Annotated in this window: 14 protein-coding genes, 3 rRNA genes and 1 pseudogene; 7 read left to right on the top strand and 11 right to left on the bottom strand. The window is 65.5% G+C overall.

Annotation, left to right across the window (positions count from 1 at the left end; all coding sequences use genetic code 11):
- Complete coding sequence (locus KV110_RS19495; protein WP_218477777.1) at positions 1–792, bottom strand: SDR family oxidoreductase; 792 nt, start codon at positions 790–792, stop codon at positions 1–3.
- 149 nt (positions 793–941) lie between these two features.
- Between KV110_RS19495 and KV110_RS19490 the strand changes: the two genes are divergently transcribed.
- Positions 942–1,829, top strand: coding sequence for a MarR family transcriptional regulator (locus tag KV110_RS19490; protein WP_218477774.1), 888 nt, complete (start codon positions 942–944; stop codon positions 1,827–1,829).
- Between the two features lie 95 nt (positions 1,830–1,924).
- Here the strand turns inward: KV110_RS19490 and rrf are convergent.
- From rrf to KV110_RS19455, 7 genes are all read right to left on the bottom strand, one after another.
- Positions 1,925–2,041, bottom strand: a 5S ribosomal RNA gene (gene rrf, locus KV110_RS19485).
- Between the two features lie 147 nt (positions 2,042–2,188).
- A 23S ribosomal RNA gene (locus KV110_RS19480) occupies positions 2,189–5,322 on the bottom strand.
- 333 nt (positions 5,323–5,655) lie between these two features.
- Positions 5,656–7,174 (bottom strand): 16S ribosomal RNA (locus KV110_RS19475).
- Together the 16S, 23S and 5S rRNA genes form the textbook arrangement of a ribosomal RNA operon.
- Before the next feature lie 575 nt (positions 7,175–7,749).
- Positions 7,750–8,745, bottom strand: a complete 996-nt coding sequence (locus KV110_RS19470; protein WP_218477772.1) for a TAXI family TRAP transporter solute-binding subunit — start codon at positions 8,743–8,745, stop codon at positions 7,750–7,752.
- A gap of 142 nt (positions 8,746–8,887) precedes the next feature.
- A complete protein-coding gene (locus tag KV110_RS19465) occupies positions 8,888–9,883 on the bottom strand; it encodes a TAXI family TRAP transporter solute-binding subunit (protein WP_218477771.1) in 996 nt (331 codons plus the stop codon).
- Complete coding sequence (locus KV110_RS19460) at positions 9,880–11,907, bottom strand: TRAP transporter permease (RefSeq protein ID WP_218477769.1); 2,028 nt, start codon at positions 11,905–11,907, stop codon at positions 9,880–9,882. Before KV110_RS19460 ends, KV110_RS19465 begins: the two co-directional genes overlap by 4 nt.
- Before the next feature lie 116 nt (positions 11,908–12,023).
- Positions 12,024–12,992, bottom strand: coding sequence for a helix-turn-helix transcriptional regulator (locus KV110_RS19455; RefSeq protein WP_218477767.1), 969 nt, complete (start codon positions 12,990–12,992; stop codon positions 12,024–12,026).
- Positions 12,993–13,054: 62 nt separating this feature from the next.
- On the opposite strand from KV110_RS19455, the gene KV110_RS19450 reads away from it, so the two are divergent.
- The gene (locus KV110_RS19450; RefSeq protein WP_246634641.1) at positions 13,055–15,337 is read left to right on the top strand and encodes an ATP-binding cassette domain-containing protein; all 2,283 of its coding nucleotides are present in this window, start codon (positions 13,055–13,057) and stop codon (positions 15,335–15,337) included.
- 3 nt (positions 15,338–15,340) lie between these two features.
- On the opposite strand, the gene KV110_RS19445 is transcribed toward KV110_RS19450, so the two are convergent.
- Positions 15,341–16,099, bottom strand: a complete 759-nt coding sequence (locus tag KV110_RS19445; protein WP_218477764.1) for a tyrosine-protein phosphatase — start codon at positions 16,097–16,099, stop codon at positions 15,341–15,343.
- A gap of 186 nt (positions 16,100–16,285) precedes the next feature.
- On the opposite strand from KV110_RS19445, the gene KV110_RS19440 reads away from it, so the two are divergent.
- Positions 16,286–17,461 carry an MFS transporter gene (locus KV110_RS19440; RefSeq protein WP_218477763.1) on the top strand — a complete coding sequence of 392 codons (1,176 nt, stop codon included), beginning with the start codon at positions 16,286–16,288 and terminating at the stop codon, positions 17,459–17,461.
- Positions 17,462–17,547: 86 nt separating this feature from the next.
- On the top strand, positions 17,548–18,435 hold the full coding sequence (locus KV110_RS19435) for a glycoside hydrolase family protein (protein WP_246634640.1): 888 nt from the start codon (positions 17,548–17,550) through the stop codon (positions 18,433–18,435).
- Positions 18,436–18,465: 30 nt separating this feature from the next.
- Here KV110_RS19435 and KV110_RS19430 read toward each other — a convergent pair whose 3' ends face one another.
- Positions 18,466–20,631, bottom strand: coding sequence for an HAD-IIB family hydrolase (locus KV110_RS19430; RefSeq protein ID WP_218477761.1), 2,166 nt, complete (start codon positions 20,629–20,631; stop codon positions 18,466–18,468).
- A 250-nt stretch (positions 20,632–20,881) separates the two neighbouring features.
- Here KV110_RS19430 and KV110_RS19425 point away from each other — a divergent pair, with 250 nt between their 5' ends.
- Together KV110_RS19425 and KV110_RS19420 are read left to right on the top strand one after the other, a co-directional pair.
- Positions 20,882–22,378, top strand: coding sequence for an FGGY-family carbohydrate kinase (locus KV110_RS19425; RefSeq protein WP_218477760.1), 1,497 nt, complete (start codon positions 20,882–20,884; stop codon positions 22,376–22,378).
- A gap of 58 nt (positions 22,379–22,436) precedes the next feature.
- Positions 22,437–22,802, top strand: a pseudogene (locus tag KV110_RS19420) (thioredoxin family protein); the annotation flags it as partial.
- A gap of 131 nt (positions 22,803–22,933) precedes the next feature.
- On the opposite strand, the gene KV110_RS19415 reads toward KV110_RS19420, so the two are convergent.
- Positions 22,934–23,437: a hypothetical protein gene (locus tag KV110_RS19415; RefSeq protein ID WP_218477758.1), complete on the bottom strand. Its 504-nt coding sequence runs from the start codon at positions 23,435–23,437 to the stop codon at positions 22,934–22,936.
- 77 nt (positions 23,438–23,514) lie between these two features.
- Between KV110_RS19415 and xylB the strand changes: the two genes are divergently transcribed.
- Entirely contained in the window at positions 23,515–24,987 is a 1,473-nt protein-coding gene (gene xylB / locus KV110_RS19410; protein ID WP_218477757.1) for a xylulokinase, read from the top strand.
- The last annotated feature ends 41 nt before the right edge of the window (positions 24,988–25,028 follow it).

The raw sequence follows: 25,028 nt of genomic DNA, 5'->3' as shown, positions 1-25,028 counted from the left end.
TCACAGATCCGGAATCGAGAGGTCGAGGTTCGGGGTGATCAAGCCGCCGTCGGGTTCGAGCACCTTGCCGGTGAGGTATTTGCCCGCCGGAGACACCAGGTAGAGGGCGGCGGCGGCGATGTCCTCGGGGTCGCCGATTCGGTGCAGCGGCGTCTTGGTTTCCAATTGCGTGCGCATCGCGTCGTTGGCTGCGACGATCTCCAACGCGGAGGTCAGGATCGAGCCCGGGGCGATGGCGTTTACGCGGATGCGTGGATTCAGGTCGAGCGCGGCCAGTTTGGTGTAGTGCGCCAGCGCGGCCTTGGCGGTGCCGTAGGCCACGAAGGCCCGGCCGGGCAGTCGGCCCATGGTCGAGGTGATGTTGAGAATGGAACCGCCACCGGCGGTTTCGAGAATGTGCGGCACTGCGGCGCGAACGAGTGCGTGCGCGTTGGTGACGTTGAAGTTGAATGCGTCCACCAGTGACTGGGGTGTGGTGTCGAGCAGTGGGCACGGGAGCGCACCGCCGACATTGTTCACCACAATGTCCAGGCGACCGAATCGCTCAACGGCCGCAGCGGCGAGTGCGGCGGTGGCCTCGATATCGCTGAGGTCCGCGGGCACCACGTGCGCCTGGCGTCCTGCCGCGGTCACCCGCTCGGCTACCTCGTCCAGTTGGCTCTTGGTGCGTGCCGCGATGACGACGTCGGCGCCTGCCTCGGCGAAGGCCACCGCGATTGCCGCGCCCAGGCCGCGACCCGCGCCCGTGACGACGGCGACCTGCCCGTCTATCCGAAACCGGTCCAGAATCATTCGCGCTCCATCCGCGCCGTACGCGACCGACCCACCCCCGCCTGTCGCTCGCCGAGGTGGAGGTGGGTGCGTCGAATACTCGACACCTTGTGATCTAATATTCGACACATAGTAGGTTGCCCGCGCGCGCAGAAACAAGGGGTTACGCCATGCCGGATCGATCCGCGTCTCCGCCGACGCGCCGCGTCATCGACATCGTTTCCCTGCTGGCGGCGTCGACGCAACCGATCAGTGTCGCGGGAATCGCCGAGCGCCTCGATATCGCCCGCGCCACCGCGACCGCAGTACTGACCGAACTGGATTCGGCGGGCTGGGTCGGTCGAGAACCGAACCGCGGGTACACCATTGGCCCTGCCCTCGCCGGCCTGCACGGCCCCTCGCTCCCCCACGGCCTCGGCGATACCCTCGCCGCACTCGCCGCACGCACCGGATGTGGGGCGACCTTCAGTCGCATCGAGCCCGACCGACTCACCGTCCTCGACGTCCGGCACGGCACCGACCGCGTAGTTCCGGGAATCCCGGTAGGACATCGCATTCCGTTGCGATTCCCGGCCGGAGCGAGTGTCATGCCTTGGCGGTCGGCCAGTGAACAGAACACCTGGACGGCCACCGCCGCCGGTGCGGACCGGCGCACGGCGGGCTCGCTGCTTGGCCTCGTCCGAGAGCGGGGAGTAGCGGTGTTCCGTCCGCGCGTCGACGACGCGGGCATGGTCGATCTGCTGGCGGATCTGCTCGGTGCCGTGGGAACCGAGCTTTTGCAACCCCATCTGCGTACGCGCGCTCTCCGCCAGCTCGCGACGCTGACGTCGCGGCCGTTCAGCAGAGATGAGTTGGATTCTGACGACGCACTTCCGTTGAGTTATCTCGCGGCGCCGGTTTTCGACGCTACCGGTACCGCCGCGTTCGAAGTGCAGCTCGGTCCGCTGCGCACGGAGGCGCCGAAAGCTGAACGCGACGAATACATTTCGGCGACCCTCGACGCGGCCCGCGAACTCAGCGCGGCGTTGGCGGCGGGGAGATCCGGAATGGTCGGCTGATATTCGTCGCGGCAGTGCGTCAGGATGGAGCCAATTCCGGTGTAGAGACGACGAAAGCCCCCCCAGCTGTGCTGGGGGGGCTTTCGTGAAGGATGTTCCGGCGGTGTCCTACTCTCCCACACCCTGTCGAGTGCAGTACCATCGGCGCTGGCAGGCTTAGCTTCCGGGTTCGGAATGGGACCGGGCGTTTCCCTGCCGCTATGGCCGCCGTAACTCTATGAAACTGTCCACACAGCAGCGCTGACACGAGCGCCGGCACACCCACACCCCACGAAGGGGTCTAGGAGTGCAGACTGTTGTGTCTGCTGCAGTGTCTGTGTGTTGTTTCAGATACTGCACAGTGGACGCGTAGCTTCTTTGTTGGTAAGTCCTCGGCCGATTAGTACCAGTCACCTACACCCGTTACCGGGCTTCCAGTTCTGGCCTATCAACCCCATGGTCTGTGGGGGGCCTTAACCACTCGAAGGTGGTGAGAAACCTCATCTTGGAACAGGCTTCCCGCTTAGATGCTTTCAGCGGTTATCCCTTCCGAACGTAGCTAACCAGCGGTGCTCCTGGCGGAACAACTGGCACACCAGAGGTTCGTCCGTCCCGGTCCTCTCGTACTAGGGACAGCCTTCCTCAAGTTTCTGACGCGCGCGGCGGATAGAGACCGAACTGTCTCACGACGTTCTAAACCCAGCTCGCGTGCCGCTTTAATGGGCGAACAGCCCAACCCTTGGGACCTACTCCAGCCCCAGGATGCGACGAGCCGACATCGAGGTGCCAAACCATCCCGTCGATATGGACTCTTGGGGAAGATCAGCCTGTTATCCCCGGGGTACCTTTTATCCGTTGAGCGACACCGCTTCCACTTGCCGGTGCCGGATCACTAGTCCCGACTTTCGTCCCTGCTCGAGCTGTCGCTCTCACAGTCAAGCTCCCTTGTGCACTTGCACTCGACACCTGATTGCCAACCAGGCTGAGGGAACCTTTGGGCGCCTCCGTTACATTTTAGGAGGCAACCGCCCCAGTTAAACTACCCACCAGGCACTGTCCCTGAACCAGATCATGGTCCGAGGTTAGAAGTCCAATACGATCAGAGTGGTATTTCAACGATGACTCCACAAACACTGGCGTGCCCGCTTCACAGTCTCCCACCTATCCTACACAAACCGTACCGAACACCAATACCAAGCTATAGTGAAGGTCCCGGGGTCTTTTCGTCCTGCCGCGCGTAACGAGCATCTTTACTCGTAATGCAATTTCGCCGAGTCTGTGGTTGAGACAGCAGAGAAGTCGTTACGCCATTCGTGCAGGTCGGAACTTACCCGACAAGGAATTTCGCTACCTTAGGATGGTTATAGTTACCACCGCCGTTTACCGGGGCTTAAATTCTCAGCTTCGCGCCGAAGCGCTAACCGGTCCTCTTAACCTTCCGGCACCGGGCAGGCGTCAGTCCGTATACATCGTCTTACGACTTCGCACGGACCTGTGTTTTTAGTAAACAGTCGCTTCTCTCTGGTCTCTGCGACCACCCCCAGCTCAGGAAGCAAGTCCCGTCACCGGTTGTGGTCCCCCTTCTCCCGAAGTTACGGGGGCATTTTGCCGAGTTCCTTAACCACAGTTCTCTCGATCGCCTTAGTATTCTCTACCTGACCACCTGTGTCGGTTTGGGGTACGGGCCGTGTACCAACTCACTAGAGGCTTTTCTCGGCAGCATAGGATCACTGAATTCGCCTCAATCGGCTACGCATCACCTCTCAGGCCATATGAACGGCGGATTTGCCTACCGTTCGCCCTACAGGCTTACACCAGTACAACCACTGACTGGCCCAGCTACCTTCCTGCGTCACCCCATCGCTTGACTACTACCAGCCGGGGTCATGTGCAGCCACATCCGGCTCCCCGAAGGGAGTCCATCCGCTTTTGGACACTTAGCACAACTGATTCATCATGGGCGCGGATACACGGGTACGGGAATATCAACCCGTTGTCCATCGACTACGCCTGTCGGCCTCGCCTTAGGTCCCGACTCACCCTGGGCGGATTAACCTGGCCCAGGAACCCTTGGTCATTCGGCGGACGAGTTTCTCACTCGTCTTTCGCTACTCATGCCTGCATTCTCACTCGCGTCACCTCCACAGCTGGTTCACACCGCTGCTTCCATGGTGACACGACGCTCCCCTACCCATCCACACCACTGGACACACCCCCGCAGGAATGTGCCGGTGTTAAGCATGAATGCCGCGGCTTCGGCGGTGTACTTGAGCCCCGCTACATTGTCGGCGCAAAATCACTTGACCAGTGAGCTATTACGCACTCTTTCAAGGGTGGCTGCTTCTAAGCCAACCTCCTGGTTGTCTTCGCGACTTCACATCCTTTTCCACTTAGTACACGCTTAGGGGCCTTAGCCGGCGATCTGGGCTGTTTCCCTCTCGACTACGAAGCTTATCCCCCGCAGTCTCACTGCCACGCTCTCACACACCGGCATTCGGAGTTTGGCTGATTTCGGTAAGCTTGTAGGCCCCCTAGACCATCCAGTAGCTCTACCTCCGGCGTGAAACACGTGACGCTGCACCTAAATGCATTTCGGGGAGAACCAGCTATCACGGAGTTTGATTGGCCTTTCACCCCTACCCACAGCTCATCCCCTCAGTTTTCAACCTAAGTGGGTTCGGGCCTCCACGACGTCTTACCGTCGCTTCACCCTGGCCATGGGTAGATCACTCCGCTTCGGGTCTAGAACATGCGACTCAAACGCCCTATTCGGACTCGCTTTCGCTACGGCTACCCCACACGGGTTAACCTCGCCACATGCCACTAACTCGCAGGCTCATTCTTCAAAAGGCACGCCATCACCCACAGCCGACCAAACGACTCGCAGGCTCTGACGGATTGTAAGCGCACGGTTTCAGGTACTATTTCACTCCCCTCCCGGGGTACTTTTCACCTTTCCCTCACGGTACTAGTCCGCTATCGGTCACCAGGGAGTATTCAGGCTTACCGGGTGGTCCCGGCAGATTCACAGCAGATTTCACGGGCCCGCTGCTACTCGGGTACTCACTACAAGAGCCGCTGAGTTTTCGTCTACGGGATTCTCACCCTCTACGACAGGCCGTTCCAGACCACTTCGACTAACCCAACGGTTTCTGACTCCCGCTTGGCTCGGCAGAACCAAGAAAGTGAGCCCCACTACCCCACATACACAACCCCTGCCGGGTATCACATGTACATGGTTTAGCCTCATCCGCTTTCGCTCGCCACTACTCACGGAATCACAATTGTTTTCTCTTCCTGTGGGTACTGAGATGTTTCACTTCCCCACGTTCCCTCCACACACCCTATATATTCAGATGCGGGTAACACGACATCACTCGTGCTGGGTTTCCCCATTCGGAAATCCTCGGATCTCAGCTCGGTTGACAGCTCCCCGAGGCTTATCGCAGCCTCCTACGTCCTTCATCGGCTCCTGGTGCCAAGGCATCCACCGTACGCTCTTAAACACTTACTAACAAAGATGCTCGCGTCCACTGTGCAGTTCTCAAACAACACACAAGATTGAATCCCGACTCGGCACCAGCCAGAGGAAAACCCCTGCGGTATGACCGAAGATCCGATCCTGTCGTTATCTATCCCTAGAGACAAACACTCGCGTGTTCTCTCAGGACCCAACAGTGTGCCGATATATCCCTCGCCGACTCCCCACTGAGGAAGAGTCGATGGCAAGAAAGCTTGTCAGTGTTCCACCCATGAGCGTCCGCGGTCCCACGATTGGGGACACAAACGGTCTCTGACGCATTCTCATTCGACTGTTCGAACAGCGTTGCGTAGATGTGCTCCTTAGAAAGGAGGTGATCCAGCCGCACCTTCCGGTACGGCTACCTTGTTACGACTTCGTCCCAATCGCCAATCCCACCTTCGACGGCTCCCTCCCACAAGGGGTTAGGCCACCGGCTTCGGGTGTTACCGACTTTCATGACGTGACGGGCGGTGTGTACAAGGCCCGGGAACGTATTCACCGCAGCGTTGCTGATCTGCGATTACTAGCGACTCCAACTTCACGGGGTCGAGTTGCAGACCCCGATCCGAACTGAGACCGGCTTTAAGGGATTCGCTCCACCTCACGGTATCGCAGCCCTCTGTACCGGCCATTGTAGCATGTGTGAAGCCCTGGACATAAGGGGCATGATGACTTGACGTCGTCCCCACCTTCCTCCGAGTTGACCCCGGCAGTCTCCTGCGAGTCCCCGCCATTACGCGCTGGCAACACAGGACAAGGGTTGCGCTCGTTGCGGGACTTAACCCAACATCTCACGACACGAGCTGACGACAGCCATGCACCACCTGTACACCGACCACAAGGGGGCCTACATCTCTGCAGGTTTCCGGTGTATGTCAAACCCAGGTAAGGTTCTTCGCGTTGCATCGAATTAATCCACATGCTCCGCCGCTTGTGCGGGCCCCCGTCAATTCCTTTGAGTTTTAGCCTTGCGGCCGTACTCCCCAGGCGGGGTACTTAATGCGTTAGCTACGGCACGGATCCCGTGGAAGGAAACCCACACCTAGTACCCACCGTTTACGGCGTGGACTACCAGGGTATCTAATCCTGTTCGCTACCCACGCTTTCGCTTCTCAGCGTCAGTTACTTCCCAGAGACCCGCCTTCGCCACCGGTGTTCCTCCTGATATCTGCGCATTTCACCGCTACACCAGGAATTCCAGTCTCCCCTGAAGTACTCTAGTCTGCCCGTATCGCCTGCAAGCTTAAGGTTGAGCCCCAAGTTTTCACAGAAGACGCGACAGACCGCCTACAAGCTCTTTACGCCCAGTAATTCCGGACAACGCTCGCACCCTACGTATTACCGCGGCTGCTGGCACGTAGTTGGCCGGTGCTTCTTCTACAGGTACCGTCACTTTCGCTTCGTCCCTGTCGAAAGAGGTTTACAACCCGAAGGCCGTCATCCCTCACGCGGCGTCGCTGCATCAGGCTTTCGCCCATTGTGCAATATTCCCCACTGCTGCCTCCCGTAGGAGTCTGGGCCGTGTCTCAGTCCCAGTGTGGCCGGTCACCCTCTCAGGTCGGCTACCCGTCGTCGCCTTGGTGGGCCGTTACCCCGCCAACAAGCTGATAGGCCGCGGGCCCATCTCGCACCGATAAATCTTTCCACCAACCAGCATGCACTGGAAGGTCATATCCGGTATTAGACCCAGTTTCCCAGGCTTATCCCGAAGTGCGAGGCAGATCACCCACGTGTTACTCACCCGTTCGCCGCTCGTGTACCCCGAAGGGCCTTACCGCTCGACTTGCATGTGTTAAGCACGCCGCCAGCGTTCGTCCTGAGCCAGGATCAAACTCTCCGTTGAAGACTCTCGAAACACTCCGAAGAGCGAATCAGAAATATCTAACTAGAGTCCGAAAACCTAGCAAAACAAAACGCCAGCAAAAAGTATTTGCTGACTAAATGTCCAACCTCATCAACCGGGGGGTATGAGAGGCCGGAACCAATAAAATAATTGGCACTGACATTCATCGACACACTATTGAGTTCTCAAAGAACACACGCACACACCACCGCCCGGAGTTCAATCCGCTTGGTCAGTGAGGCAACTTATCCAGCTTAGCTCAGCCGCTCCCCCAGATCCAAATCAGGGTCCCGATCAAGCCAGTGTGAGCGTCAGGCGCTCCTCGTACTACCTCGTGTCCCGGTCCATCCGCTCAGCGTTTCGCTGGGCTTCTCGGCTCCGGGTCGGTGTCCGTGTCGCTCTGACTTGAACTAAGTTACGCGGCGGCGAACGCCACGTCAAATCGCCTGCGCAGCCCGAGATTTCGCAGGTCAAGGCCCCTGGCATCGGCCCGGAGCTAGCTCGAGTCACCCGAATGTGACTCAAGCCACCGCGACTTCATCCGAGCATGGCCGAAACGCCTCTTCATCGCCCCTTCAGTTGGCCAATGCGTGCTGCGCCCCGCGGTGCAGCGGAACCGGGCCGGTGTCGCGTGCGTGGTCGCGGACGATCCCTTGCGCGGCGGCGTTCGCCTGTTCCAACTGGGGTTTGCGATCGAAAAGCGCCTTGGTGAGCACGCAGGCCAAGTCGGCGTCGAGGTTGTCGCGGACGAGCAGCACATTGGGCACGACGATGGACGGCACGTCCTCGGGAAGTCCATAGGTCGCCGCGGGGATGGTGCCCAACTCGTATACCGGGCTCAGGATGCGCATCCCACTCAGCTGCTCGGAGGTGTCGAGCAGGCGGTACTTGCCCCGGCCCGAGCTGAACAGCTCGGTGAGACCTGGCGTCGGCAACCCTCCGGAGAAGAACAGGGCGTCGAGCGAGCCGTCCTTCATCCCGGCGACGGCCTTGCTGAGCTCCAGGCGATTGACCGCGATATCGCTGTCCGGGTTCAGTCCGCCCGCTCGCAGGACCCGGCGGGCGAGCGCCTCGGTGCCCGACTTGGGCGAACCGGTCGATACCCGCTTGCCGCGCAGGTCGGCGAGGGAGGTGATGTCGGAGTCAGCGCGCACGATCACCTCCGTGTAGCTCGGATAGAGCCGGGACAACGCTTGCACCGGCTGCTTGTCACCGTCGAAGGTTCCGATTCCGAGCACCGCGTCGGCGGCGACGTCGGCGAGTGCGAAGGCCACCTGGTACTTGCCCGCGACCAACTGCTGGATGTTCTGGACGGACGCGAGGGTTTCCGACGCGGTCGCCGTCACCTTGCCGTCGGTGGCCAGCGAGATCTGGTCGGCGAAGGCATTACCGAGCGCCGCGTACACGCCGGTCGCGTTCCCGGTGGCGATGCCGACCTCGGTCCCGTATTTCACCTCGCAGGTAACCGGTGCACCAGAATCGGTGGGCGTTCCACCCTGGCCTTCCGCACATCCGGTGACGAACCCAGCCGACACCGACACCACGGCGACAACGATCGCCACTCTTCTCATCTCGTCCTCCCTGGCGCGCGGCGCGACCGCGATCGCCACAACCAGCCCGCCCACCTGCTCCGCGTCATCAACGGCAGCCGTCGGCCGACCCACGGGCGCGGCGACCCGCCTGCGCGCCCGTGGGTCAGGGCTGACGTCGCTCCTACTTGGTCAGTGCGTGGTCGGCGCCGCGGTGCAGCGGGACCGGGTCGGTGTCGCGGGCAGTGTCGCGGGAAATGCCCTTGGCAGCGGAGTTGGCTTGTTCGAGTTGAGATTTGCGGTCGAAGAGGGTCTTGGACAGGACGCAGGCCAGGTCGGCGTCGAGATCGTCGCGGACAAGGAGGACGTTCGGGACGACGATAGTTTTCGCGTCAGCGGGCAGGCCGTAGGTGGCAGCGGGGATAGTGCCCTCCTCGTAGACCGGACTCACCTTGCGCATGGCGGGGAGCTGGTCGGCGATGTCGAGGAAGCGGACCTTGTCCTTGGCCGAGGTGAACAGGTCGGTGATGCCGGGGGTCGGCAGGCCGCCGGAGAAGAACATGGCGTCGATGGAGCCGTCCTTCATACCGTCGACGGTCTTCGTGAGGTCCAGGCGCTGGGCGGAGATGTCACTGTCCGGGTTCAGGCCCGCAGCCTGAAGTACCCGCTGCGCGATCACCTCGGTGCCCGATTTGGGCGAGCCGGTGGACACGCGCTTGCCGCGCAGGTCGGCGACGGAGTTGATATTGGCGCCGGTGCGGACCAGCACCTGGGTGTAGTTCGGGTAGAGCCGGGAAAGCGCCTGCACCGGTTGCTTTTTGCCGTCGAAGCCGCCCGTGCCGAGCACGGCGTCCGCGGCGGTGTCGGCGAGCGAGAACGCCACCTGGTAGGTGCCCGCGACCAACTGCTGGATGTTCTGCACGGACGCGCCGGTCTCGGCGGCGGTCGCCTTCACCTTGCCGTCGGTGGCCTGGGAGACCTGGTCGGCGTAGGCATTGCCCAGCGCGAAGTAGACGCCGGTCGCGTTGCCGGTCGCGATGCCGACCCTGGTCTCCGACTTCACCTCGCAGGTGATGGCGGCGCCGGAATCGTGGTGCGGCGCGTCCCGGCGCCCGCCACATCCGGTCAGTAGTCCGGCCGATACCGCGGTGACGGCGAAAATGATGGCGACTCTTCTCATGTCGTCCTCCTTCGAGAGAGCAGAGTGATCCCGATGGCCGCGGCGAGCACGACCGTTCCGGCGATGAGCGCGCCGGTCTCCAGGTACAGCAGCAACAGGCCACCGATGGCGGCCAACGCCCGGGCGACCGGCCGGGCCGGGCCGATCCCGAGAATCCAGCCGCCGGTGGCCACCGCGAGCGCGGCGACGGCAACACAGGCAACGGCCGTGGTCCACAGGATGCCGAGGAAGGGTCCGCGGCCGAGCAGGTATTCACCGGGTTCGGTGAGCACGAACACGATAGGCACCAGGAACGCGGGCAGCGCGTATTTCAGGGCCTGCCACATCGTCGGCACGGTTTTGGCGCCGGTGACCGCGGCGGCACCCACCGCCGCCAGCGCCGTCGGTGGCGTCACCTCGGAGAGCACCGAGTAGTAGAAGACGAACATCGCCGCGGCCGGGGCGGGCACTTCGAGTGCGAGCAGCGCGGGGCCGATGATCGCCCAGCCGATGATGAACGAGGCCGTCACCGGTACCGCGAGGCCGAGCAGTGCCAGCGCGCCCGCCGCGAGCACGACGGTGCAGGCCAGCACCACGGTGTGATTGTCCGACAACGACTTCGCCGCCCGCACCAGCAGCGCGGCCAGCTGTGCGCCGAGGCCGGTCTTGGTCGTCATCGCGGTGATCACACCCGCCGAGGCACACACCGCGACCACCGGCAACGCGGCGCGCACCCCGCTGCCGATCGAGTAGAAGACCCGGCGCGGTGACCGCGCGATCTCGCGGGTCCGCGAGTCGAGAAAGGACAGTACGAAGGCCAGCACCGTGGCGTATACGACGGCCCGCGTGGCACTGACGCCGATCAGCAGCAGCACGACGATCGCGATGAGCGACAGGAAGTGGTACCCGAATCGCAGGAGCAGCCGCCACGCCGAGGGGCCGCCGATCTCCACCGCCTTGGTGTCGAGCCTGCGTGCGTCGATCTCCACGGCCAGCAGGATGCCGAGGTAGTAGAGCACCGTCGGAATCAATGCCCAGCCGAGCACGGTCACATATGACACTTCGAGGTACTCGGCGACGATGAACGCCGCGACACCCAAGGTCGGCGGCGAGAGGATCGCGCCGACACCGGCCGCGGCGAGCATGCCGCCCGCCTGCTCCGGCGGATAGCCCGCGCGTTTGAGGATCGGCCAGGTGACCGCGCCGACGGTCACGGCGGTCGCGGTGCCCGACCCGGACACCGTGCCGAGCAGGAATCCCGACGCGACGGCGGTCCGTCCGGCGGCACCGCGGGAACGACGGAACGCGGCCACCGACAGATCCACGAAGAACTGTGCCGCACCGGAGAATTCGAGCACCGCGCCGTACAGCGTGAACAGCACGATATAGGTGGCCGCGACATCCAACGGTGTGCCGTAGAAGCCGCTGCCCGAGTTGTACAGCGCGTCGACGATCTGCCCGAAGTCCAAGCCCGCGTGCGCGATCGTCCATCCTTGCGGCAGGAAACCTCCGTAATACCCGTAGGCCAGGAACACCAGGCAGACCAGCGGAAGTACCCACCCGGTGGTCCGCCGGCACGCCTCCAGCACGAGCACCAGCAGCAGCGCGCCCATGCCGACGTCGACGGGATCGAGCAGACCCTGCCTGTCCAGGAAGGCGTTGTACCCGCCGCCACCCGACCCGATCGTCAACGGCAGCACCGGGTAGAGACAGACCACCAGCGAGACCGCGGCCAGCAGCCAATCGAGCACGCCTGGCCCGTCCGCACGATCCAGGAACCGTAAGCCCGAGCGATACGCGAGGAACACCAGCGGCAACGTCGCCGCCAGGAACACAACCAGGTAGTACTGGCTGCCCTGTGGCAACGGCCGAAACACCTGCCATACCACCAGAATCGCGACCGCGAACGCAGTTACCGACACCACCCGTTCGGCCCAACCGCTCAGTACCCGAGCGGGCCGCTCCTCGTCATCGACCTCCACTATCGGTGGCCGATCCTCCACAGGCGCCTCGGCAGCAACCCGAGCGCCCCCCGTGTTCGACATGGCGGAACGATAGCAACGCACGACCGGTCGTATACCGGTTATGAAAAGAGGGGTACCGGTCGCTTTTCAGTTCGGTCGTCCGCGCACCCGGCAAACACACGTCAACCCGACCCTGCCTACTGCGGATCCCCCGCCGCGCGAAGGAGTTTAGCGCCGAGGTCACGCAACATGCGCTGCATCTCCGGCGGTTCGCGGACCTCGAACTCCACGCCGAGATGGGCGATTCGGATAGCGGTCCATTCCAGTGAGTCGGCGCTGGTGCGGATCAGGCAGCTGCGGTCGTCGATCGGCTCGACCTCTTCCGGTCGCACTCGGAAGGTTTCGGCCAGTTGCTCGGCCGAAGTGTGCACGAGGAAGACCACGCTGCGCGCGGGACGGGAGCGGGCCAGCTGAGCGGTGACGAACGCGGCGGCGTCGTCAGCGGGCAAATCCCTTGGCGCACAACGCACTCCCGTCGGGAACGGCGCCTCGATCCGGTCTACCCGGAAGGTACGCCAGTCCGCACGGTCCACATCCCAGGCGACCAGATACCAACGGCGACCCGCGGCGACGAGACTGTGCGGCTCGGCGAATCGCCTGCTCTCCGCATCGCCCTTGTCGCGATAGCGGAAGCGTATTCGCTCACCGTCGCGGGCAGCGGCGGCCAGGACGACCAGCGTCTCCGGATCGACCCGCGGACCGGCGGCCGGACCACCGAGCGAGACGGTCGCCGAATCGACCGCGTCCACCCGTCCGCGCAGCCGGGTCGGCAGCACCTGCTGGAGCTTGACCAGAGCCCGGGCCGCCGACTCCTCGATACCCGCCACCGAGCCCTGGGCGGCGCTGCGCAAACCCAGGGTGATCGCCACGGCCTCCTCGTCGTCGAGCAGCAGCGGCGGCAGCGCGGTCCCCGCCTCCAGCCGGTAGCCGCCGACCGAGCCGAGGCTGGCGTGCACGGGGTACTCCAGCTCACGCAATCGGTCGATGTCGCGACGCACCGTGCGCACCGTCACGCCGAGGCGTTCGGCCAGCTCAGGGCCGGTCCATTCGCGTCTGGTCTGTAGCAGCGACAGCAATTGGAGCAGTCGCGCGGCGGTCTCGGTCACCGTGCCAGTATGACCTCGAATGAGGACCGAACCTGACCTCATTGCCGCATACCGTGGGTGCCGTGAACACAGAACGAGACACCATCCAGATCGTCGGAGCCCGCGAGAACAACCTGCGCAACATCTCGCTGGAGATCCCCAAGGGCAAGATCGTGGTCTTCACCGGGGTGTCCGGTTCGGGCAAGTCATCGGTCGTTTTCGGCACCGTCGCGGTCGAGTCGCAACGCCAACTCAACGAGACCTTCACCTGGTTCATCCGCAACCGGCTGCCGAAGTACGAGCGACCGGAAGCCGACGTAATCGACAACTTGGCCCCCGCGGTGGTCGTCGACCAGCGACCGATCGGCGGCAACTCCCGCTCCACCGTCGGCACCATGACCGACATTCATTCGATCATCCGAGTGCTGTTCTCCCGGCACAGCGAGCCGAGCGCCGGGGAGGCGACCCGTTATTCGTTCAACGACCCGCTCGGCATGTGTCCGGAATGCGGCGGCCTCGGCCATGTGGTGCGGCCGAACCTGGACAAGCTGCTCGACACCGACAAGTCGCTCAACGAGGGCGCTATCACCTTCGGGCCCTTCGCCATCGGCACCTTCCAGTGGCAGATCTTCGCCGAGTCCGGGCTTTTCGATCCGGACAAGCCGTTACGCGACTACACCGCCGAAGAGTGGCAGCTGTTCCTGCACGGCAACGGCTTTCGGGTGCCCCGGTTGAACAAGACCGGCTCGATGGGGCACAACGCCTACGAAGGTCTGCTCGAACGGTTCGACCGCCTCTACATCAAGCGGGATCTCGACGCGCTGTCGGACAAGAATCAGGCGGCCGCGCGGGAGGTGGTCACCGAGGAGATCTGCCCCGCCTGCGGTGGCGCCCGATTGAACGCGGCGGCGCTGGCCAGCCGGATCGACGGTCTCGGCATCGCGGACTACGGCAGGCTGGAGGTTTCGGATCTGATCGAGGTGCTCGACGCGATCCACGATCCGCTGGCGGAACCGATCGCGCGCGCCGCGGTGGCCCGGTTGCGGCGGATCGAGGAGGTCGGTCTCGGCTACCTCTCACTGGACCGGGAGACTTCGTCGCTGTCCGGCGGTGAGGCGCAGCGGCTCAAGGTCGTTCGGCACCTCGGTTCCAGTCTCACCGGCATGACCTACATCTTCGACGAACCGAGCGTCGGCATGCATCCGCGTGACGTCGGCCGACTGAATCACCTGCTGATCCAGTTGCGCGACAAGGGAAATACGGTGCTGGTGGTCGAGCACTCCCCCGATGTCATCGCGGTCGCCGACCATGTGGTGGACATGGGGCCCGGTGCGGGCGGGCACGGCGGGCAGATCGTGTTCCAGGGCACGGTCGAAAAGCTGCGCGCCTCGGGAACGTTGACCGGCGAGCGGCTGCGCCGGGTGCAATCGGTCAAGGACCGGACCCGCACCCCGACCGGCTGGCTGACCGTCGAGGACGTCGATCTGTACAACTTGAAGAACGTCACCGCCGAGTTCCCGACCGGTGTGCTCACCGCGGTGACCGGGGTGGCGGGCTCGGGCAAGAGCACGCTGGTCTCCGGCGCGTTCCTGGCCGCGCACCCGGACGCGATCGCGGTGAGCCAGGCGGCGATACACACCTCCCGCCGCTCCAGCCCGGCCACCTACATCGGCATCATGGACCCGTTGCGGCAGCTGTTCGCACGGGAACACGGGGTGAAGCCGGGCCTGTTCAGCTTCAACTCCGCGGGAGCGTGCCCCGAATGCGGTGGCGCGGGTGTCATTTTCACCGACCTGGCCTACATGGACCCGATCACCACCGTGTGCCAGACCTGCCACGGCAGGCGGTACCGGCCCGAGGTGCTCGGCTATACGGTGCGCGGCGCGTCCATCGCCGACGTGCTGGACATGACCGCCGAGCAGGCCCTCGATTTCTGGGACGGCAACGCCGACAGCAAGATTCGCAGGCCGCTGCGGTCGCTCAACGAGGTCGGCCTCGGCTACCTCACCCTGGGCCGCTCGCTCAGCTCGCTGTCCGGCGGTGAACGCCAGCGCATCAAGCTGGCCGACCACCTGCACCGCAGCGGCGGCATCTACGTTCTCGACGAACCCACGACCGGCCTGCACATGGCCGACGTCGACACCTTGCTGGCGCTGCTGGATCGGCTGGTCGACGCGGGCAACACGGTGATCGTCATCGAACACGACCTGGAGGTGGTGAAGCGCGCGGACTGGGTGATCGATCTCGGCCCGGACGGCGGCAAGCACGGCGGCGAGATCGTGTTCACCGGAACACCTTCGGCACTGATGGCCGACGATAAGTCCATTACCGCGGACTATCTGCGGCGGAGCATGGAAGCCGCGTAGTGGTCAGGCCACCATCGCCCGGCGCAGGGCCGCCAGCTCCGCGTCGGTCAGTCCGTTCGCGCGCAACCAGCCTGCGGCACCGCCGTAGTCGGCGTGTAGATCGTCCACGAACCGGAGCATGGTGGCCGGGTCGACCGCGAGGATCCCGGTCCGGACCGGCGGCAGACCGTGATAGGAGTGCAGGGTGTCGAGGCGGGCGCGGATGCGTTCGATGCGTTCCGCGGTGAGCGCGTAGTCCGCGACGATGGCTGCCGCGGGGACGCCGACCGCGTCGAGCAGGATGGCGGCCAGCACGCCCGTCCGGTCTTTGCCTGCGGCGCAATGGAAAACTACCGAATGCTGGCGGGTGTCGGCGATCAGTCGGGCCGCGGACACCACCGATGCGGCGCTGCCACTGAGCAGTCCGTGGTACAGCTTGCGCAGGTCGTATCGGCGCGCGTCCGGTGCGAGTTCGGCCGGTGTTGCCGTGCTCGCCGGGACGGAGATCGGGAGATTGACCAGGCGCACGGTGCTTTTCGCGAGTCGCCCGTACCCTTCCCGTGCCACCTCCATTGGCATTCGCAGGTCGACGAGGGTCCGCAAGCCCACCGGGCCGAGCAGATAGGCCAGATCGGTTTCGGACAGCTGCTGCGGTGTGCTCGATCGATAGACGACCCCGAAACGGGTTGTGCCGCCGCCGCTCACGGGCAGGCCGCCGAGATCGCGCACATTGTCGATCTCGGCGAACTCCACCCACCGGCGTGGGGTGAGATCGGTGTGCATATCCAACTCTCTGCTGGACCCGGCCTGTTCACACGCCGAGCCCCGCAAAACCAGTGTAGGCCGGGCCGATTCGGGCCGCCGAGTAAAGATGTTGCCCGGCGCGGGGTTTCGTGTTTCGCTAGCTGATTCGTGACTCGCGTGGCGGCGCGGGTACCGGCTCGAGATCAGGCGAGAGGAGCAGCCCCCATGCCGATGCTCACGGTAGACGCGACCGCCGCCGACGTTCGGTCGGCACTGTGGTCGGTTCGCCTGACCTTCCTTCTCACCGGGGCGCTGTTCGCGACGTGGGTGGCGCGCACGCCGACCATCAAGGACGAACTCGGGCTCGACGAAGCCGGTCTTGCTATCGCGTTCGCCGGGCTGAACATCGGCGCCGTGTTCGGTCTGCAACTCGGCAAGTTCGTCACCCTGCGGTTCGGCAGCCGCGCCACGCTGCGCGCCGCGATGCCGCTGTTCGCGCTCACCCTGTCGGGGTTGCTGCTGGCAGGCAACCTGGTCGGGCTGACGGCGTCGGTGTTCGTTTTCGCGGTAGTCAACAGCGTCGTTGACGTGGCGATGAACGCGCACGGTGTCGCGGTCGAGCAGGCGAGTGGACGACCGCTGCTGTCCGGCATCCACGCCTGCCACAGTTTGGGCATGATCGGCGGTTCCCTGGTCGGCGCGGCGGTCGAGCGGGGCCACGTGGCGCTGCCCGCCCACTTCGCCGGTGTCAGCGTGCTTGCCACTGCGGCCGCCGTCGTGGGCACGCGGCGGTTGCTACCGTCGGCGACCGACCGCACGGTGCGCAGTCCGAAGGTCGCGCGCGGCATAGCGGGACACTGGCCCGCCAGGTTGGTCGTTCTCGGCATGCTCGCGTTCTGCGTGGCGCTGGCCGAGGGCGCCGCCAATGATTGGACCGCCGTCTACCTGCGCGACGAGACGCACGCCAGCACCACGATTGCGGCGCTCGGGTTCGCGCTCTTCGCCGGATCGATGTTCGCCGGTCGGCTGGTCGGTGATCGGCTCGTCACGCGGTTCGGGCCGGTGCGGCCCTTCCTTGTCGGCACTCTCGCCGCCGGACTCGGTCTTGGCGCCGGATTGCTGATCGGCGACACGATCGCGGCGCTGATCGGGTTGGCGGCGTTCGGTTTCGGCATCTCGTTCACGCTGCCGCTGGCTTTCGCCGCGAGCGGCACCGTCTCGACGGTGGCGCCGGCCCGAGCGATCGCCAACGTCTCGTTCGTCGGCTACCTCGGCTTCTTCACCGGCCCCGTGCTGATCGGCTTCGTGGCCCAAAGCTACGGTCTCACTGTCGGACTCGCGGTTCCGGTGCTGTTCGTCGTGCTGGCCGCCGCTGGTGCCGGTGCGCTTCGACCGCGCTGATAAACCCCGCCGTGGTCCGATACTCGAACCGCATCGGTGCGGGAGATCGGCGGCGTGGCACGGATGACGGCGGGATGATGGTGCGCATGGCGATGCGCGAAGTGGTGAGTGCGGGCGCCTTCAAGCGGATTTACGATCCCGGTCTCGGCGAGGCCGAGGACTGGTACATCAACGATCACACCATCGTTCGGGATGTGGGCGGGCGCTGGCATCTGTTCGGCATCACGCACGCGGAGCCCGCGGATCCGGACGACGAGCGCGAGTTCGCGCACGCGACCGCAGGGGATCTGCTCGGACCGTGGACGAAACGGCCGCCTGCGCTGCATGTCGACCGGGACTACGGCGAGACGCATCTGTGGGCGCCGTTCGTGATCTCGGCGCATCGGCGTTACTACATGTTCTATGCTGGTGGCGGCGTGGATCGGACTGCCGCGGCAATCAACCTGGTCACCTCGACCAACCTGTTCCATTGGGTGCGTAGGCGATCCGGTCCGCTGTTCCGTGACGGGTACGACGCACGGGATCCGATGGTGACACGGGTCGGCGATCAGTGGGTGATGTATTACTGCGCAACCAGCGCACCAACGGGCGGACACCACGTGGTCGCCTACCGCACCAGCACCGACCTGGTGCACTGGGGCCATCGGCACATCGCTTACACGGACCCCACCAAGGGCACCGGAGGGGGAAATACCGAGTCTCCCTTCGTCGTCCAGCAGGACGGCTGGTGGTATCTGTTCATCGGCCCGCGCCCGCGCTACGTCGGCACCGATGTGTTCCGCAGCGACAACCCCTTTCGCTTCCGCATCGGTGACAAGGTGGGCCATATCGCCGCGCACGCAGCCGAGTTGGTGCCCGACGACGTCCGTTGGTGGATCACCAGCGCCGGTTGGGGTCAAGGCGGTGTGCACATCGCGTCGCTACGCTTCCCGCGTCCACGTGATCCGCATGCCGCGAACACCGTGCCGCGGTAGTTGATTCGAGCCAGTGGTGCACGGCGGAACTCACGCGGCCCAGTCGGTCGGCACCCGGGATGGCCGGGCGTTCTGGATGGCGGCGATGATCTCGGCGGCCCACGCCGCCGGACTGTGCTGCCCCAGTAGATCACTCAGCCCAGCCAGCCGCGCTCGACGTTCCGCGACCGGCAGCCGCAGCGCTCGATACAGCGTGTCGACGAGGTCGGCCGGTGAATTCGGTTCCGTCAACAAGGCTCCGCCGCCAAGTTGCTCGGCGGCCCCGGTGTGCCGCGAGAGCACCAGCACCCCCGACCGGCCCGCCGCCACCTGCGCGGCGATGAATTCCTTTGCGGTCAGGTTCATGCCGTCTTGCAGGGAGGTCACCCAGAACACGTCCGCGGCCAGGTAGTGGTCGATTACCGCGGGGAAGCTCAGGAATTGCGGGAAGTATTCGATGGGCTGCCACCGGCCGACCGACCAGGTGTGGTTGACCTCGCCGATGCGGCGCTCCAGTGCCTGCCTGGTCGCATCGTAGGCGGTGAGGCCGGGCTCGGGCGGTGGACAGACGAGGCGGAATCGGAGCGCACCGCGCAGTTCTGGATGGCGGGTGAGTAGCTCGGCGATGGCGTCGACCTTCTGCACGGGGGCTTTGATGTAGTCCAAGCGTTCGACCGAAAGCACAATGGGCTTAGTCGTTTCGCGCAGATCACCCGCGCGGGAACGGGCCAGTGCCTCGATCGCGCCGCGGTCGATGCCGAGCGGATGCACCCCCACCTGCGGTACCGGGTCCTGCACGGCGATTGATCCGATGAAGCGTTCAGCGAAGACGTGGGTGTGGAAGCCCACCCAGTCCAGGCAACCGAGTGACGCGCGGATCTCGGCGGCGGGCGGCAGCACGGCGAACACCTCCGGCTCGGGGAACGGAGTGTGGTGGAACAGACCGAGTCGTAGGTCGGGGCGCGTCGCCCGGAGGCGGCCAGGAACGAGCCACAGGTTGTAGTCGTGCAGCCAGACGGTCGCGCCCGGCGCCGCCCGGACACTGATGTGCTCGGCGAAACGGGTATTCACCGCCCGATATTCGTCCCAGGCGGCGGAGTCGAAGCGCAGCCGGTGCGGTTGGGACATCAGGACCGGCCACAGTGCTTCCTTGCACGCCCGGTGGAAGTATCCGCTCCATTCGGCGGCGGTCAGCGGCAGGAAGGCGAGCGGTAGGCCGGTGTCGTGATCGTCGAGGCGGACCGGCTCGTCGGGCTCGACGACGACGGCCGCCGCCCACACCGCTCGCAGGTCCGCAGTGAACAGGCTGTTCAGGGTGGGCAGGATGCCGTTGGGACTCGATGGTGTCCGCCAGCCGTCTGGGGTCCAGGTGACCGGTGCGCGGTGGTATCCGACCACCAGTGGGTAGTCGGGTTCGACCCAGCCGAGATCCTGAAGGGCCGCGACGATACCCGCCGCGCCCGGCAGGTCTGGGCGATGCGCGGCTTCGGATTCGGGTACCGCTGCCGATAAGGCGGGTTCGGCGTTGCCGACGATCACGCCGTGCGTGCCGTGCCCGAACATCGAGCGGTCGTTGCCGGAATCGCCGGCGACCAGTATCGAATCCAGCTGCCAGTGCAGCTCTTCGGCGAGCGTGACGAGTGCGTTTCCTTTGTTCGCCCGCGCGGGCAGCACGTCGAAGTACGTGTTCGCCGAATACTGCCATGAGCAGCCGAGTGACAGGACCGCGTCGGTCAGTTCTCGGGTCAGTGCCATGGGCGGCAGGTGGAATGAGCAGCGCCCGTCCTGGGGTACGCCGTCCTGATAGCTCAGCGCCGAAAAGCGCTGTAGGGCAGCGCGGACTCGCTCGGTGCCGGGCCAACCCGCGCGCAGCCGCGTTTCCAGCGCGGCGACGTGGGTCAGGTCGGTACCGTCGATGATGGTGGCCCCGACGTCGGCGATGATCCAACGCGGCTGCGGCACAAGGGGGTCGCGCAGGACCGCGCGGATCGATTCGATGCCACGACCTGTCGCGAAGACCACCGTCACCTCGGGATGATGCGCCAGCGCGTTGCGCAGCCGCAGCCGATCGGCGGTGCTGCCGCCGAGCAACGTGCCGTCCAGGTCGGTGACCAGGATCTTGCCGGGCCGGGGCGCACCCGCGGTGCTGCCGCACCACTGATTGCCGGGCGAACTGGCTTCCGGCTCAACAGCTTTGGAACCCTCGCCGGTTGCCATCTACGCAACGATAGCAGGGACGCATGATGAAATCGGGCGGAATTTTCAGACCGGACGTGCGCGCGGCACCCGGGCCAGGCATCGACCCGTCCGCCGGGTCCGTTCCTATCCGGCGACACTAGCAAGCCGCGCGCCACCGACCCGGCTCGGTCGCGCGGATTTCCCGGATCTCGCCAACGGGCGCTGGCCTGCCTGGTATTCCTTGAAACCAACCGCCAATCCGACCACCCACGTGCGGGGAGGTACCGGCTTGACCCGTACCGGCAGGTTTCTCGGCGTCGACATCGGCACCGCCAGCTCCAAGGGTGTGCTGACCGCGGCGGACGGCACCGTCCTCGCTAGATCATTACGGGCGCACAGTGTTTCGACTCCTCGGCCGGGTTGGGTGGAACACGACGCGGAAGAGGTGTGGTGGGCCGACTTCGTCGCGATCATTCGCGACCTCGTGGCCGCGGCGGAGGGTGCCACTCTCGACGGGCTCGCGGTCTCCGGTATCGGCCCGTGCCTGCTCCCGGCCGACGCCACTGGTCGCCCACTGCGCCCCGCCATCCTCTACGGCGTCGACACCAGGGCCACCGCCGAAATCGCCGAACTCGACACCGAATTCGGTGCGAGTGCCGTGCTGGAGCGCGCCGGTTCACCACTCACCAGTCAAGCCGTCGGCCCGAAACTGCGCTGGCTGGCCCGCCACGAGCCGTCGGTCGCCGCGAACACCGCCATGCTGTTGATGGCGAGTTCCTTTCTGGTGCACCGGCTCACCGGCCGCTACCTGCTCGATCATCAATCGGCCAGCCAGTGCGTCCCGATGTACGACCTGCGTCGGCGCGAATGGGCCACCGACTGGGCCGAACAGGTAGCCCCAGGCTTGCCACTGCCGGAGCTCGCCTGGCCGACCGAGGTGGTCGGCCGGGTCTCCGAAGCGGCGGCGGCGAGCACCGGTCTCCCCGTGGGACTTCCGGTCACCACCGGCACCATCGATGCCTGGGCCGAGGCCGCCAGCGTCGGCGTCCGCGCACCGGGCGACGCGATGATCATGTACGGCACCACCATGTTCCTGGTGCAGGTGCTGATCGATCCGCGCCCGCATCCCGGCCTGTGGGGCACCTGCGGAACCTGGCCGGGCACATACACTCTCGCCGCGGGCATGGCCACCTCGGGCGCGGTGACCGACTGGCTGCGCAACCTGGTCGGCGGCGAATTCGCCGACCTCGTCACGGCGGCTGCCGAGGTACCGGTCGGCAGCCGTGGACTATTGCTGCTGCCCTATTTCGCCGGGGAGCGCACTCCCCTGTTCGACCCGGATGCCAGGGGCATCATCGCGGGCCTGACTCTCGGGCACGGACGCGCCGAGTTGTACCGGGCGGCACTCGAGGGCATCGCGTACGGGGTGCGGCACAATCTCGCGGCGATGACCGAGGCCGGTGGCCGCGCCGGGCGCCTGGTCGCGGTCGGCGGCGGCACCAAGGGCGGGCTTTGGACGCAGATCGTCTCCGACGTGACCGGTCTGCCGCAACAACTTCCGGCCGAAACGATCGGCGCGTGCCTCGGCGACGCCTTGCTCGCGGCGGCGGCCGCCGGTGTCGACACCGCGAGCTGGAATCCGATCATCGGCACCGTCGAGCCCTATCCTGAGCGCACCGCAGAATACGATTCGTACTACCGGCGCTACCGCGAACTGTACGAATGCAACACCGCTATCGCGCATTTCCTGGCGAGCGAACAGCACCGCCGGGGGGTGCCTTCCTGATCCTCCAGGCCCATGCGAGGATTCAGGGTTGCTCTGTCGATTTCAATGCGAGGACCCCATGCCGACCCTGACTCTGACCCAGCGGAACTTCGACACCGTGATCACCAGCAATCCCATCGTCTTGATCGACTGGTGGGCCGCGTGGTGTGGTCCGTGCCGACATTTCGCGCCGATCTTCGAATCGTCGTCGGAACGGCATCCCGATATCGTGCACGCGAAGGTCGATACCGAGGCCGAGCAGGAGCTCAGTGCCGCCGCCCAGATCACCGGGCTACCCACCTTGATGGCGTTCCGGGAGGGCTTGCTCGTGTATTCGGAGGCGGGCGTCCCGGCCGCCGAAACCCTCGAAGAACTGATCCAGCAGATCAAATGGCTGGACATGGAACAGTTCCGGCGGGAATTGAGCAACCAGGCCGAGGCACAACAGACCCCCGCGTACGCACCGAGCGCACCCGAGCCGGCGCCGCGGCAAGCGGGACACGCTGCCACCTCCGACCAATACGGCTGGCCCGGTATTTGACTGACGAGGGGCGGCGAGACGGTGCGCGCGTGCGATTATGGTGATTCGTCGGTCTCCGGCGCCGACTCGGCGATATCCGTCGCCAGCAGCTCGTCGGCGCGGGCCATCGCGTCGTCCATGGTTTCCTGGATGCCGTCCAACACGGACATGTCACCCAGCAGATCCTCGAATTCGCGGAGCGCGGACTGCACCTCGGCGACCGCCGGATCGACCCGATACCAGGCGACGCCATCGCGCCACCATGGGTTCTCGTCCACCCACGCCCACATGACGTCGCGCACCAAGCGGGCGTCGGGGGTGTACATCTGGAATTGCTCGTCGGCACCGTCGGCGCGATGTTCGAGTTCGTAGACCCCGTCGGGGAGCAGCCGCGCCCGGATGTACGCGTGGTCGCCGCGGTTGATCAGGATGGCCGGGCATTGCGGGTCGGGCGGGTCGTCGAGCAACTCGGTGAGCAAGGCGTCGGTCAGCTCCGGCACCGGTGTCCCCGCACCGGTCCGGACGTGCACCTCGGCAGCTCGGTCCAGGTCGTCGGTCACCGGGCCAGTGTGCCCGATCCGGCCATCAGATACCCGAAATGCGGCCTGCCGAGGCGCGTCGGGTGCAAGGTGGAGCTATGTGTGCGGCGACGGTGGCCGGGGTGGACAGCTCCACCCAGTCCTGCAAAGTGGTCGTCTGCGACGCGGCGACCGGCAAGATCCTGCATCAGGCGCAGGCACCGCACCCGGACGGCACCGAGGTGGCACCGCACGCCTGGTGGGATGCGTTGTGCGCGGCAGGCGCCGGGTTGCTCGACCACGTCGACGCGATCGCGGTGGCCGGTCAGCAGCACGGCTTGGTCGCACTCGATGCCGAGGGTCAGCCGGTCCGCGATGCGCTGCTGTGGAACGACGTCCGCTCCGCGGCGGCGGCCGACGAGCTGATTGTCGAGCTCGGCGGTCCGCAGGCGTGGGCGGACGCCGTCGGCAGTGTCCCGGTCGCCGCGTTCACCGTGGCCAAGCTGCGCTGGCTGGCCGACCACGAGCCGGAGCTCGCCGACCGCGTCGCCCAGATTATGCTCCCGCACGACTATCTGACCTGGCGGCTGCGCGGCGGCTCGGGCGCTGCGCCCGAACTGACCACAGACCGCGGTGACGCTTCGGGCACCGGTTACTGGTCACCCGCCGACTGTGAATACCGCAAAGACCTACTCGCCCTTGGCTTCCGCGGCCGCACACCCGAACTGCCCCGGGTGCTCGCACCGTCCGAGGCCGCAGGGCGCACTCCCTCCGGTGTGCTCGTCGCCGCGGGCACCGGCGACAACGCCGGAGCCGCACTGGGTCTCGGCATCGAGGACGGCGACGTGGTGGTCTCGCTCGGCACCAGCGGCACCGTCTTCGCTCGCACGCTCGCGCCCAGCGCCGATGCCACCGGCGCGGTGGCCGGATTCGCCGACGCGACAGGGGCATTCCTGCCGCTCGTGTGCACCCTCAGTGCGGCGCGCGTCCTCGAATACACCGCCGATCTGCTCGGCGTCGACCTCACCACGCTCGAATCGCTTGCCGCACAGGCGCCGCCGGGCGCCGAAGGACTCGTCCTACTTCCCTACATGTCCGGCGAGCGCACGCCGAACCTGCCGCATGCCACCGGCCGTCTGCACGGTCTGCGTCCAGAGACCATGCGGCCCAGCCACGTTGCCCGCGCCGCCTTCGAGGGCATGCTCTGCAATATGGCCGAGGCGCTCGACCATCTTCGCGCGCGCGGCACCGGCGTGCGCCGCATCCTGTTGATCGGCGGCGCCGCACGTTCGGCACTGGTCGCCGAGATCGCCGCCCAGATCTTCGGTGTCCCGGTCACCGTCCCGCAACCGAACGAATACGTCGCACTCGGCGCGGCTCGCCAGGCTGCCTGGGCGCTCAGCGGTGCGGCGGAACCACCGAGCTGGCCCGCCCACACCGCCGCGGAGGTGCCCGCGCCGGACGCCCCCGCGGCCGGGCGCCGCATCCGCGCGGAATACCAACGGGCGAAAGGTGACCTCTACGCCCGCCCGAGTGTCGGGATGCCGACCCGGACGCTGCGCAAGCGCCGACGGCGACGAGGGGACGACTGACCGAGCCTGGCCGCCCGGCGGCGACCATGCGACTATGTACT

The organism is Nocardia iowensis (assembly GCF_019222765.1).
GTDB lineage: Bacteria > Actinomycetota > Actinomycetes > Mycobacteriales > Mycobacteriaceae > Nocardia > Nocardia iowensis.
The sequence above is the reverse complement of the archived record's forward strand: the minus strand, read 5'-3'. Positions and strand labels throughout refer to the sequence as shown.

Excerpts from the sequence above, each read along its gene's own strand:
- KV110_RS19495 (WP_218477777.1), bottom strand. The coding sequence starts at position 792 with ATGATTCTGGACCGGTTTCGGATAGACGGGCAGGTCGCCGTCGTCACG.
- KV110_RS19490 (WP_218477774.1), top strand. The coding sequence starts at position 942 with ATGCCGGATCGATCCGCGTCTCCGCCGACGCGCCGCGTCATCGACATC.
- KV110_RS19470 (WP_218477772.1), bottom strand. The coding sequence starts at position 8,745 with ATGAGAAGAGTGGCGATCGTTGTCGCCGTGGTGTCGGTGTCGGCTGGG.
- KV110_RS19465 (WP_218477771.1), bottom strand. The coding sequence starts at position 9,883 with ATGAGAAGAGTCGCCATCATTTTCGCCGTCACCGCGGTATCGGCCGGA.
- KV110_RS19460 (WP_218477769.1), bottom strand. The coding sequence starts at position 11,907 with ATGTCGAACACGGGGGGCGCTCGGGTTGCTGCCGAGGCGCCTGTGGAG.
- KV110_RS19445 (WP_218477764.1), bottom strand. The coding sequence starts at position 16,099 with ATGCACACCGATCTCACCCCACGCCGGTGGGTGGAGTTCGCCGAGATC.
- KV110_RS19440 (WP_218477763.1), top strand. The coding sequence starts at position 16,286 with ATGCCGATGCTCACGGTAGACGCGACCGCCGCCGACGTTCGGTCGGCA.
- KV110_RS19435 (WP_246634640.1), top strand. The coding sequence starts at position 17,548 with ATGGCGATGCGCGAAGTGGTGAGTGCGGGCGCCTTCAAGCGGATTTAC.
- KV110_RS19430 (WP_218477761.1), bottom strand. The coding sequence starts at position 20,631 with ATGGCAACCGGCGAGGGTTCCAAAGCTGTTGAGCCGGAAGCCAGTTCG.
- xylB (WP_218477757.1), top strand. The coding sequence starts at position 23,515 with ATGTGTGCGGCGACGGTGGCCGGGGTGGACAGCTCCACCCAGTCCTGC.